Genomic DNA, 12436 nt, shown 5'->3' on the forward strand with positions numbered 1-12436 from the left:
ATTTCATACATGAGTTGTTTCTTCACCTTACATTTTCCACCCCAAGGTCCTTGGTAAAAAAGCCGTTATCACACGGATGCCCGGGACCTCATGATGAAACCCAGCGTTGTTGTAAAAGGCCTGGCCTGCATTGGCTGCTGGCTGATACCGAACCTGGCGCTGGCCGAGCCCTTGATCGCGCCCACCGCAATCGACTGGTTGCTGGACTGCCCCCTCACTGCAACCGCACGCCTGGACCCGGAAGTGGTTGGCCGCACCCAATGCGGCCTGGTCAGCGTGCCCCGCGACCATGCCGAACCCCAACGCGGCCGTATCCGCCTGAGCGTGACACGGGTAGGCGCACGGCAGCCGCTCAACCGTGAAGGTGTGGTGTTCATCCAGGCCGGCGACCCCCAACAGGCCAAAGGCGCCCCCTTCGTCCTTCACCTGGCCAGTCGGTGGGAGTCGCTTGCCACCCAGGCCTATCGCACCCTGGTCGACCGGTATGACGTGATCGAGCTGAGCACCCGCGACCTGCGCCAAGGCAATGGCGTGGACCAGGCCGCGCAGGACATGGAGTTCGTGCGCGGGCAACTGGGCGAGGCACGCCTCAACTACCTGGGCAACGCCGCTGCCACCCGCCTCGGCAGCCGCTACGGCACGTTGTTTCCCGAACGCGTCGGGCGCATGGTGCTGATCAATACCGAGCCTGGCGAACCACTGGCCACCGGTGTCGAGCAACTCTTGCTCAAGGAGTCGGCACACGCAGGCGCTGACGGCTGTGTGAACCGCTGGCTGGGGGATTTTTTGGTCTATGGCAAGCAGCCGCCGGCGTCCGCACGCTGCCTGGACTTGGGCGCCTGGGAATAATCTGCGCATTTACGACCCCTATTCACCGAAAACGACCCCTTGCGTTGACGCATCTGCCCAATCGTTATTAAGTGCTATTTATCCGCATTAATACGATAAATCACCGCCATGCTGAGTCGACCGCTACGCCGCAAACGCCAGAAGCTGTCCGATGTGATTGTCGAGTCGGTCAAGCGCTCGATCGTCACCGACGCCTTGAAGCCCGGCGACCGCTTGCCCACCGAACGCGAGCTGATGGAAAGTTTCCAGTGCTCCAAGGGCTCGGCGCGCGAAGCGCTCAAGGCGCTGGAGGTCGAAGGCCTGGTGAGCACGCGCACCGGCCCCAGCGGCGGGGCGTACTTGAACCAGGCCGGCACTGAACCTGCCAGCCGCGCCTTGCGCAATTACCTGCACTTCCAGCACCTGGACGGCGAGCAGGTCTACCAACTGCGCAAGGTCATCGAAGTGGAACTGGCCGTGTCGGTGCTCGGGCGTTTGAGCGAAGACGATTACATCGCCCTGCAAGCCAACGTGGATTTTTGCAGCGCCCCCGAAGACAGCGAAGCCGGCCAGCGCGAACAGCGCCTGGCGGAACTGGAGTTTCACAACCTGCTGGCCCGGGCCTGCCCCAACCCGCTGCTGAGCTTCATGGCGCAGTTTCTCAACGACTTGCTGCGCGACCTGGTGGTGCTGAAAAAAGCCTACAAGCCCAAGCGCAAGCAATTCGACGCGGCCAACCTGGACTATCACAAGCAACTGCTGATCGCCTTTCGCGCCGGGGATGAAAGCGCGGTGCGCAGCTTGATGCATGAACACATGTGCGATGCCGAACACCATATGACCGCGCTGGAAGGCCAAGTGAGCCCGCACTTCCTACTGGAGTTCGACCACTCATAAGCACACCAAAAATCCAAGCTGGGAACCCGAACAGTGTGGGAGCTGGCTTGCCTGCGATGGCATCGACTCGGCCCTCCCTGTAATACCGAGGCGCCTGCATCGCAGGCAAGCCAGCTCCCACATTTGACCGCGTTCATCTGTTGAGTCGAGTTACCCAATAACAGGCCTGCCCACAGGCCCTTGCTCCACCGTATCGCCCTTGCCGCTCCTGCCAATAACTAAACCAGGGAGTCACCCCATGCAGCGTCGTACGTTATTGAAAGCCAGCCTCACCGCGGCCGCCGCCCTCAGCCTTCCGCTGAGCGTGCGTTCGGCATTCGCCGCCGAGCCCTTTACCTTTTACGGCCTCAAGTCCATGTCTGGCGCCTTTGCCAGCTATGGCAAATTTGCCGATATGGGTTCGCGCCTGGCGGTGCAACAACACGCCCAGTTGCTCGGCCGCCCGCTGAACTACAAGGTCATCGACACCGAAGGCAACGCCGGCAAGGCGGTGCGCAAGGTGCAGGAGGCCATCGCGCAGGACGGCGCACGGTTCTTCCAGGGCTGCACGCTGTCGTCTTCCGCCCTGGCAGTGGCCAAGGAAGTGGACAAGGCCAGCGGTGTGTTCATGACCCCGGTGGGCGCCGATGAAGTCACCGGCAAGGATTGCAACAAGGCAACCTTCCGCTGGTCGGTGCCCACCTACGGCGCGATCCGCGAGACCATGGTGCCGCTGATCAAGCTGCTGCCGGACGCCAAGCGCTGGTACACCATCACCCCGCAATACGTGTTCGGCGAAGCCTTGCTCGAAGGCGCCAAGAACGTGCTCAAGGAGCACGGCCTGGAACACGTGGGCAACAGCTACCACTCGCTGCAGGAACAGGAATTCTCCGGCTACCTGACCAACGCCATTTCTACCAAGCCCGATGTGCTGGTGCTGCTCAACTTTGGCAGCCAATCGTCCAACACCCTGCGCCAGGCCGTGAACTTTGGCATCAAGGAGCGCATGAAGGTGCTGCTGGTGTGGTCTGCCGGCCTGGATCAATTCCAGGAACTGGGCAGCGATGTACTTGAGGGCGTGTACCTCGGTGCGCAGTACTGGCACCAGGTCGACACCCCGCTCAACCGCGAACTGGTCAAGCTCACCCAGGCCACCTACGGCATCAACCCCACCTACCCGCTGGCCGCCGATTACATCAGCACCAAAGTCATGCTCGACACCATCATTGCCACCGGCAGCTTCGACGGCCCGACCGTGGCCAAGGCCATGCAGGGCTTGAGCTACGAAGGCCCGACCGGCAAGGAGTCGATCCGCGCCGGCGACCACCAGGTGATCAAGGATTACTACCTGCTGATCGGCAAGGCAAGCGGCGACATGGCCGACAAGGACGACCTGGCCAAAGTGCTCAGCGCTGGCCAGTCGTTCCCTGCGGTCGAGGCGACGGGCTGCACGCTCGGCTGACCGTTTAACTTTGTCGCGCAGGGCCGTGCAAGCGGCCGTCTGCGGAGGGTGCCTGCATGCTTAATCTGTACCTGTTCCAGATCCTCAACGGCCTCGGGTTGGGAATGATCTACTTCCTGATCGCGGTGGGGCTGACGATCATTTTCGGCCTGCTCAACTTCGTCAACTTCGCCCACGGCGCGTTCTTCCTGCTCGGCGCCTACATCTGCTACACCGCGGTGAGCCTTACCGGCAACTTCTGGCTGGCGCTGCTGATCGCGCCGCTGGTGGTGGCCGCGCTGGCCTGGGTGATCGAGCGCTTGCTGATCCAGCGCATCTACCACTTGCCGCACATGTTCCAGATTCTGGTGACCTTGGGCATCGCCCTGATCATTCAGGAAGCCAGCGTGATGATCTGGGGGCCGGTGGGCAAAAGCGTCGCCGTACCGGAGTTGCTGCGCGGCGTGCTGGTGGTGGGTGATTTCGTCTACCCCTACTACCGCCTGTTCCTCATCGTGTTTTCCGGGCTGGTGGGCCTGGGCCTGTGGTTGCTGCTGGAACGCACGCGCTTCGGTGCCCTGGTGCGCGCCGGCAGTGAAAGCACCGAAACCGTGTCGCTGCTGGGCACCAATATTTTCCGCCTGTTCTCCATGACCTTCGCCCTTGGCGTGGCCCTGGCCGGCGTCGCCGGGGTGTTGTTCGCGCCCTTGCGCGGCGCCCAGCCCTTTGTCGGCCCGGAGATTCTGGGCATCGCCTTCGTGGTGGTGGTGATCGGCGGCATGGGCTCGTTCAGCGGTGCGCTGGTCGGCGGTTTGCTGGTCGGCGTGGTGCAAAGCCTGATGACCACACTCTGGCCCCAGGGTGCGAGCCTGATGATCTACGGCGCCATGGCCGTGGTGATTCTGGTGCGCCCTTATGGCCTGTTCGGGAGAGCCTGACATGAGCGAGAAAAACCCCCTGCCGTTCGCCAAGACCCAATCCAGAGCCATGTTGCTGTGGGTGCTGGCCGTGCTGATCGGCCTGCCGTTGGTGCTGCCCTCGGCGACCCTGGCCACCGAGATCCTGATCTTTGCCATGGCCGCCCTGGCCTGCAACCTGCTGCTGGGCTACACCGGGCTGCTGTCCTTCGGCCAAGGCATCTTCTTTGGTGCCGGCGCTTATTGCGCGGCGCTGCTGATGATCCACCTGCAACTGGGCCTGTTCACCGCGTTGCTGGGCGCGGCGTTGGCCGGTGGCTTCCTGGCCTTGCTGGTGGGAGCCCTGGCGATTCGCCGCACGGGCATTTACTTCGTGATGCTCACGTTGGCGTTCAGCCAGATGGCTTACTTTGTCGCCTACACCTTGAGCGACTGGACCGGCGGCGACAACGGCCTGCTCAGCGTGCCGCGCCCGGAAATCCGTGTGGGTGACACCGTGCTGCTGTCCCTGGCCGATGCCCGCGCCTTCTACGGTTTTGTCGCGGTGCTGTTCCTGCTGATCTTCATCGGCACACGCCGGGTGATCGCCTCACCGTTTGGCAGCACGCTGATGGCGATCCGCGAGAATGAAACCCGCGCCTCGGCCATCGGCTACGACACGCGCCACTTCAAGATCCTGGTGTTCGTGCTGTCCGGCGCGGTCACCGGGATTGCCGGGGCGCTGTACGCCATGCTGCTGCACTTTGTGCCGCTGTCGAATATCGACCTGGCGATGTCCGAGAACATCCTGATCATGACCATCGTCGGCGGCACCGGCTCGCTGTTCGGCTCACTGCTGGGCGCCGGCTCCATCGTGCTGCTGGGCGACTTTCTCTCCGACCTGTGGCCGCGTTGGCTGATGCTGCTGGGGGTGATCCTGATTCTGGTGGTGATCTTCATGCGCGGCGGGTTGTGGGGCGGCCTCGCGTCGCTATTCGAGAAGGTGCGCGGCACGCGTAAAACCGTGGTCGTCGCCAAGGAGGACGGGCTATGAGTATCTTGCTGGAAACCACAAACCTTGAGCTGGCCTACGGCGCGTTCCATGCGGTCAATGGCGTCAACCTCAAGGTCGAAGCCGGCACCATTCACACCATCATCGGCCCCAACGGCGCGGGCAAGACCAGCCTGTTCCACTGCCTCACGGGTGAACGCCAGGCCACCGCCGGGGCGATCCATTTCGATGGCAAGAACCTGATGCGCAAGCCCGCCCACGGCCGCGTCGGCCTGGGCATGGCGCGTTCGTTCCAGCTCACCAGCCTGTTCCAGAACCTCAGCGTGCGCGAGAACCTGCGCCTGGCCGCCCAGGGCCGCGACGGCGTGCGCGCCTTGAACTTCTGGCGTCGGGTCGACAGCAAGCGCGAACACCTGGAGATGGCCGACCAGGTGCTGGAGCGCCTGCAACTCACGGCCCGCGCCGACACCCTGGCCGGTGAGTTGTCCCACGGCCAGCAACGGGTGCTGGAGGTGGGCATGTCGATCTGCTCCAAACCCAAACTGTTGATGCTCGACGAGCCCACCTCGGGCATGGGCATCGACGATATCCCGATCATGACCCAATTGATCAGCGACCTTGGCCGCGACCATACGGTGCTGTTGATCGAACACAACATGAGCATCGTCATGTCCATCAGCCAACGCATCACGGTGATGAGCCACGGGCAGATCCTGGTGGAAGGCACGCCGGAATTCGTGCGCGCCGATGAACGTGTGCGCACTGCCTATCTTGGGGAGGCTGCCTGATGCTGATTGTCGAGAATATCCATTCCTACTACGACAAAAGCCATGTGCTGGAAGGCGTGTCGCTGCGCGTCAACCCCGGCGAACTGGTAACTCTGCTGGGCCGTAACGGCGCCGGCAAGACCACCACCCTGCGCAGCATCCTCGGCATCATCTGCCCGCGCCAGGGCCAGATCCACTTCAACGGCCAGGCGCTGGTGGGGCAAAAGATCTTTGAAATTGCGCGCCAGGGCTTGGCGCTGGTGCCGGAAAACCGTGGGATTTTCCGCCTGTTGACGGTGGAGGAAAACCTGCGCATCGCCGCCCGCAAGCACAGTCGCTGGCAACTGGAAGACGTGTACGCCATGTTCCCGCGCCTCAAGGAGCGGCGCAAAAACGCCGGCCACGCGTTGTCCGGCGGCGAGCAGCAGATGCTCGCCATCGCCCGCGCCCTGCTGAACGACCCCAAGCTGCTGATCCTCGACGAACCCACTGAAGGCCTGGCCCCGGTGATCGTCGACGAGCTGGTGAAGATCCTGCGCAAGGTCAAGGACGAGGGTCTGCCGGTGTTGCTGGTGGAGCAGAACCTGATGGTCTGCGACAAGCTCGCCGACCGCCATTACGTGCTCGAACAGGGCCGCGTGGTGTACGAAGGCAGCGCCGCTGACTTCCGCGCCGACCCGACGATCAAAAACCGTTACCTGGCCTTGAGTGCCTGAGTGGAGATTCCTGATGAACAGTCTTGCGCAACCGCTCCAGAGCAATGCCCCACTGATCAACCGCGACCGCTTGTGGCAGTCGCTGATGGACCTGGCCCAGCTCGGCGCCACGGCCAAGGGCGGCGTGTGTCGCCTGGCCCTCACCGACCTGGACCGCCAGGCCCGCGACCTGTTCGTGCAGTGGTGCGAAGCCGCCGGGTGCAGCGTCAGCGTGGACGCCATCGGCAATATTTTCGCCCGGCGCCCTGGGCGCAACCCCGCCCTGCCCCCGGTGATGACCGGCAGCCATATCGACACCCAGCCCACCGGCGGCAAGTTCGACGGCTGCTACGGGGTGATGGCCGGGCTGGAAGTGATCCGCACGCTCAATGACCTGCAGATCGAAACCCAGGCGCCCCTCGAAGTGGTGGTGTGGACCAACGAAGAAGGCTCACGCTTCCCGCCGTGCATGATGGGCTCCGGGGTATTTGCCGGGAAGTTCGACTTGCAGGACACCCTCGACAAGCGCGACGACCAGGGCCTGTCGGTGGGCGCTGAATTGCAGCGCATCGGCTATGCAGGTGCCCGTGCGGTGCTGGGCCACCCGGTGGGGGCGTATTTTGAAGCGCATATCGAGCAAGGCCCGGTGCTGGAAGACCAGGCGATTACCCTGGGCGTGGTGATGGGCTGCCTGGGCCAGAAGTGGTTCGACCTGACCCTCACGGGTGTGGAGGCGCATGCGGGCCCTACGCCCATGCACCTGCGCAAGGACGCCCTGGTGGGCGCTGCCGAGGTGGTCAGTGCGGTCAACCGTATCGCCCATCAGCATCAGCCTCACGCCTGTGGCACCGTTGGCTGCCTGAGCCTGCACCCTGGCTCGCGTAACGTGATCCCCGGCCAAGTGCACATGACCATTGACCTGCGCCACCTGCACGCCGACAAGCTGCAAGCCATGGTCGATGAAGTGCGCAGCGTGATCCAGGACTCCACCGCCCGCCACGGCTTGACCTTTGAACTGACGCCCACCGCCGACTTCCCGCCGCTGGACTTCCACCCGGCCTGTGTCAACGCCGTGCGTGAAGGTGCCAAGGCATTGGGCTTGAGCCATATGGACATCGTCAGCGGCGCCGGGCATGACGCGATCTTCGTCGCCGAACTGGGCCCGGCCGGGATGATCTTTGTGCCGTGCGAAGGTGGCATCAGCCATAACGAAATCGAAAACGCCGCGCCGGATGACCTGGCGGCGGGTTGCGCGGTGTTGCTGCGCGCCATGGTGAATGCGGCCCAGGGGGATCTGGCATGAGCGAGATTAGCCAACTGACAGCGGTGCAGTTGTTGCAGCATTTTCGCGACAAAAGCTTGTCCCCCGTGGAGGTCACTGAAGATGCGCTGCTGCGCATCGAGCGCTATAACCCGGTGGTGAATGCCTACTGCCATGTCGACCCGCAAGGCGCACTGGACGATGCGCGAGCGTCGGAGCAACGCTGGTTGAAAGGTGAACCCTGCGGCGCGCTGGATGGCGTACCGGCGTCGATCAAAGACCTGACGCTGACGGTCGGCATGCCCACCCGCAAAGGCTCGCGCACCTCATCCGCCGAGGGCCCATGGGACGTGGACGCGCCCTTCTCGGCCTTCATGCGCAAGGCCGGCGCGGTGCTGCTGGGCAAGACCACCACCCCGGAATTCGGCTGGAAAGGCGTGACCGATAACCCGCTGTACGGCATCACCCGCAACCCGTGGGACACGCGCACCACCGCCGGTGGTTCGTCCGGCGGTGCCGCTGCGGCAGCGGCGTTGAACCTCGGCGTGCTGCACCAGGGCAGCGACGCCGGCGGCTCGATCCGCATTCCCTGTGCGTTTACCGGCACCTTCGGGATCAAGCCAACCTTCGGCTACGTGCCGCAATGGCCGGCCAGTTCCATGACGATCCTGTCGCACCTGGGGCCGATGACGCGCACCGTGGAAGACAGCGTGCTGATGCTGCAAGCCGTGGCCCAGCCAGATGCGCGGGACGGCTTGATCGGCGCGCCGCGAACCACGCCCTGGCTCGTTCCAGGAGCGGACCTGAAGGGATTGCGTGTCGCCTACAGCCCCACGTTCGGCTATGCGAAGGTCGACCCGCAGGTCGCCCAGGTGGTGGATCAAGCGGTGCAGGGCCTGGTGCAACTGGGCGCCCATGTCGAACAAATCGACCCTGGCTTCAGCGACCCGCTGGAGGTGTTCAGCACCCTATGGGCCGCCGGTGCCGCTCGCCTGACCGGCACAATGAGCGAGGCGCAAAAGCAACAGCTCGACCCCGGGTTGCTGCGTATTGCACAGCGAGGCGAACGCTTGAGCCTGGATGATTTCAACGCAGCCCTGGAAGCCCGAGCGGCGCTGGTCGCACGGATGGCCACGTTCCATGAGCATTACGATGTGCTGGTGTCGCCGATGATGCCGATCACCGCATTCGAAGCCGGGCACAACGTACCGCCGGGCTCGGGGATGACTGAGTGGATGCAATGGACGCCGTTCACCTACCCCTTCAACCTCACCCAACAACCGGCGGCGTCAGTGCCGTGCGGGTTGGCAGCGAATGGCCTGCCGGTGGGCTTGCATGTGGTGGGCGCGCGGTTTGCCGATGAGCAGGTGTTGAGGGTGTGTCACGCGTATGCAAAGGCATTCCCCACAGAACACTTGCACACACCGAGAAGCCCGACCTGACATACGACTCTACTGTGGGAGCTGGCTTGCCTGCGATAGCCATCGGTATCTACACAACTTTGTAGGCTGTAGCAGCCAACGGTAACCACGATGCGAAGCGAGCCGCTCTTGATCTGCTTTTGATCTTAGGCGCCCCGTTAAACCACGCTGGCCGGAATTCGACAGGGATTTGGGGGGGTAAACCGGCAGGGATGCCGGTTTAGCCGCCCCGCGCCATGGATGGCGCGTGGCGGCGGCCCCCCAAATCACTGGCGGATTACGGGCACACCGAGCCTAGGCGAGGTGCCGAGTGGTGGGGCAAGAGCGTTTTGCTTACTTTGCCGCTTTTGCAAAGTGAGCCGCCGTCAGGGCGGAACCCTAAGTGGCCGTTACCGCAGCAATGGATATGCACCCAATCCAACCGTGTTGACCGCCAGGCCGCCTTCGCGAGCAAGCCCGCTCCCACAGTTTGATTGCGGGGGTCAGGTAGAGAAGCGTCGGCTGAAAGGCCGCCATCGCAGGCAAGCCAGCTCCCACAGGTTTGACCGCATTCCTTTACACTGTCCCCCATTCATCACCCGGGGCGCTTATGGACATCGAACTGGCACGCACCTTCCTCGAAATCACCCGCTGCGGCAGCCTGGCCGCGGCGGCCGAGAAACTGCACGTCACCCAGACCGCCATCACCGCCCGCGTGAAGAACCTGGAAAGCCAGCTGGGCAGCACGCTGTTCGTGCGCAACCGTGCCGGTGCGCGGCTGACCGCCGACGGCGAGGCCTTCGTGGTATATGCCAACCAGTTGCTGCAAACCTGGGAAGCGGCGCGCCGTGACCTGCCATTGCCAGACGGCTATCGCAATGTGCTGCATATCGGCGGTGAGGTCAGCCTGTGCAACCCGTTGATGCTCGGCTGGGCCAAGGCGCTGCGCGAGCACATACCAGGCCACGCGCTGCGCACCGAAGTGCGTGAAGGCGAGTACCTGCTGCGCCAACTGGAGCTGGGTGTGCTCGACGCCGCCTTGGTGTTCCAGCCGCAATACTGGCCGGGTTTGCAGGTGGAGCAGGTGCTGGAAGAAAAACTGATTCTGGTGCAACTGGCGAGCAAACCCGAGCCTTACGTGTATATCGACTGGGGCCAGGGTTTTCGCCAGCAGCACGACGCCGCCCTGCCCGACCGCGCGCGTGCTGCGGTGAGTTTCAACCTGGGGCCGCTGGCGTTGCAGTACATTCTGGAAAACGGCGGTGCTGGCTACTTCCGCACACGGGTGGTGCAGAGCTACCTGGACAGCGGCGTGATGCAGCGCGTGCCCAAGGCCCCGGAATTCAGCTTCCCCACCTACCTGGTGTATTCGCGGGCGCGGGATTCGGCGGTGTTGCAACAGGCTTTGGAGCTGCTACGTACAGTGGTGAAGGCCGAAGGCGACTGGTCGCAACGCTGGGACCCGCTGATTTGAATCACTCTACGCCTGCGCACATGCTAGCCTGCTGGTGTTTCCCCTCGCAGCCTTACCGATGAACAAGAAAAAGTCCGTCACCATCAGCGACATTGCCAAACGGGTCGGCATGACCACCATCACGGTGTCCCGGGCCTTGAGCAAACCCGACCTGGTCAAACCCGCCACCCTGGCGCGCATTCTGGAAGTGGCCCGCGAGCTGGACTACGTGCCCAACGCCTTTGCCCGCGGGCTCAAGCGCAGTGAAAGCCTGATCATCGGGGTCATCACCGCTTCGGTGGACAACCCGTTCTACAGCGAGATGATCAAGGCGATTTCCCGCGAGGCCAAACAGCACGGCTACACCATCATGCTGGTGGACACCGATGAGCTGGAAGAACTCGAAAGCAAGGCAGTGGATACCCTGCTGGGCTACCGCGTGGCGGGGATCATCCTCTCGCCGGTCTCCGATGAACCGAGCTACCAACCCGACTACCTGGAGCGCCTGAGCAACGGCAAAACCCCGGTGGTGCTGCTCGATCGCACGATCCACGACAGCCCGTTCAGCCGCGTGGTGCTCGACAACTACCACAGCGGCCTGCAAGCCGCGCATTACTTGTTGCGCCAGACGCCGAACCTCAAGCGCCTGCTGGTGCTGACCGGCCCTGAGCACTCACGCATCAGCGTGGAGCGCCTCAAAGGCCTGCGGGAAGTGCTGGCCGAACACCCCGACATTCAGGTCGAGGTGCAAGCGGGCGACTACACGCTGATGCCGGCTTACCTGCATACCCTCGACTACCTGGCCGCACACTCGGCACCGGACGCGATCATGGGTTTCAACCAGTTGATCACCCTGGGTGCCCTGCGCGCCTTGCGCATGCACAACATCGCCCATGACAGCCTGACCATCTGCGGCATCGACCGCCTGCCCTTCGCCGATATCTTTGGCGTGCCCATCGCCTGCGTGGCCCACGACGCGTCCTTGGCCGGCAGCAGCGCAGTACGCCTGCTGCTCGACCGCCTGCAAGACCCCTTCAAGCCACGGGACAAAGTGGTGATCGCCGGCCAGTTGGAGAACGGCTAGCGGCTGGTGTAGCCACCGTCGACCGGCAGGCTGACGCCACTGATCATGCTCGCCGCGTCACTGAGCAGGAACAGCACCGGCAGCGCCACTTCCGCCGGTTGCGCAAAACGCCCCAGCGGAATCGCGGCCAGTGCCGGGTCGCGCTTGGCCGGTTCGGACCAGGCCATGGCCGCCATCGGCGTCAAGGTCACGGTGGGGTTGACGCTGTTGACACGAATGCCAAAACGGCCCCACTCGGCGCATTGCACACGGGTGATTGCATCCAGCGCAGCCTTGGAAGCGCAGTAGCTCAGGTGATCGTCCAGCGCCACCAACGACGCCTGGCTGGAGACGTTGACGATGCTGCCGGCCATGTTCGCCTCGATCATCTTTGCCGCGACCCGGCTGGCCACTTGCGCAGCGGCGCGGGCGTTGACGCTCATCACCTGATCGAAGGCATCGGCGCTGATGGCGGCGGCGGGCTCCAGGCGTGAAATCCCGGCGCAATTGACCAGGCCGTGCAGGGGCGGCAAATCTTGCAAGGTTTTATCGAGGGCGATGCTGTCAGCGATATCCACGCACAAGGTGCGGCACCCCAATGCCGCCAACGCCTGGGCATCGCGACCAAGGGCGAAGACTTGGGCGCCGCTGGCGATCAGTTGCTGGGCAATTTCGCGACCGATGCCGCTGCTGGCACCGGTGACGAGGATGCGCTGGTGAGAGAAGTCGAAGGTGGTGATCATA

The 12436-nt window shown here is 63.6% G+C and carries 12 protein-coding genes; 11 read left to right on the forward strand and 1 reads right to left on the reverse strand.

What is annotated here, in order from left to right:
* Nucleotides 1-93: 93 nt before the first annotated feature.
* The 11 genes from HU731_RS05215 (at nucleotide 94) to HU731_RS05265 (ending at nucleotide 11713) form a co-directional block, all read left to right on the forward strand.
* Nucleotides 94-849 carry an alpha/beta hydrolase family protein gene (locus HU731_RS05215; protein WP_186608965.1) on the forward strand — a complete coding sequence of 252 codons (756 nt, stop codon included), beginning with the start codon at nucleotides 94-96 and terminating at the stop codon, nucleotides 847-849.
* A gap of 108 nt (nucleotides 850-957) precedes the next feature.
* On the forward strand, nucleotides 958-1725 hold the full coding sequence (locus HU731_RS05220; RefSeq protein ID WP_032896439.1) for a FadR/GntR family transcriptional regulator: 768 nt from the start codon (nucleotides 958-960) through the stop codon (nucleotides 1723-1725).
* Nucleotides 1726-1963: 238 nt separating this feature from the next.
* Entirely contained in the window at nucleotides 1964-3166 is a 1203-nt protein-coding gene (locus HU731_RS05225) for an ABC transporter substrate-binding protein (RefSeq protein WP_056787294.1), read from the forward strand.
* 56 nt (nucleotides 3167-3222) lie between these two features.
* Nucleotides 3223-4083, forward strand: coding sequence for a branched-chain amino acid ABC transporter permease (locus HU731_RS05230; protein WP_003192337.1), 861 nt, complete (start codon nucleotides 3223-3225; stop codon nucleotides 4081-4083).
* A gap of 1 nt (nucleotide 4084) precedes the next feature.
* Complete coding sequence (locus tag HU731_RS05235; protein ID WP_186608963.1) at nucleotides 4085-5095, forward strand: branched-chain amino acid ABC transporter permease; 1011 nt, start codon at nucleotides 4085-4087, stop codon at nucleotides 5093-5095.
* A complete protein-coding gene (locus HU731_RS05240; RefSeq protein WP_032896435.1) occupies nucleotides 5092-5841 on the forward strand; it encodes an ABC transporter ATP-binding protein in 750 nt (249 codons plus the stop codon). The genes HU731_RS05235 and HU731_RS05240 overlap by 4 nt, the downstream gene beginning before the upstream one ends.
* A complete protein-coding gene (locus HU731_RS05245) occupies nucleotides 5841-6536 on the forward strand; it encodes an ABC transporter ATP-binding protein (RefSeq protein WP_186608961.1) in 696 nt (231 codons plus the stop codon). Before HU731_RS05240 ends, HU731_RS05245 begins: the two co-directional genes overlap by 1 nt.
* Nucleotides 6537-6549: 13 nt before the next feature.
* Nucleotides 6550-7818, forward strand: coding sequence for a Zn-dependent hydrolase (locus tag HU731_RS05250; RefSeq protein WP_186608958.1), 1269 nt, complete (start codon nucleotides 6550-6552; stop codon nucleotides 7816-7818).
* Nucleotides 7815-9218 (forward strand): amidase, encoded by a 1404-nt coding sequence (locus HU731_RS05255; RefSeq protein WP_186608957.1) that lies wholly within the window; start codon nucleotides 7815-7817, stop codon nucleotides 9216-9218. The genes HU731_RS05250 and HU731_RS05255 overlap by 4 nt, the downstream gene beginning before the upstream one ends.
* A 568-nt stretch (nucleotides 9219-9786) precedes the next feature.
* Nucleotides 9787-10650, forward strand: coding sequence for a LysR family transcriptional regulator (locus HU731_RS05260; RefSeq protein ID WP_044269164.1), 864 nt, complete (start codon nucleotides 9787-9789; stop codon nucleotides 10648-10650).
* Between the two features lie 58 nt (nucleotides 10651-10708).
* Nucleotides 10709-11713, forward strand: coding sequence for a LacI family DNA-binding transcriptional regulator (locus tag HU731_RS05265; protein WP_186607727.1), 1005 nt, complete (start codon nucleotides 10709-10711; stop codon nucleotides 11711-11713).
* Here the strand turns inward: HU731_RS05265 and HU731_RS05270 are convergent.
* On the reverse strand, nucleotides 11710-12435 hold the full coding sequence (locus HU731_RS05270; RefSeq protein WP_186607726.1) for an SDR family oxidoreductase: 726 nt from the start codon (nucleotides 12433-12435) through the stop codon (nucleotides 11710-11712). The genes HU731_RS05265 and HU731_RS05270 overlap by 4 nt on opposite strands.
* Nucleotide 12436 lies beyond the last annotated feature (1 nt).

The sequence above is a fragment of the Pseudomonas salmasensis genome, from assembly GCF_014268375.2.
GTDB lineage: Bacteria > Pseudomonadota > Gammaproteobacteria > Pseudomonadales > Pseudomonadaceae > Aquipseudomonas > Aquipseudomonas salmasensis.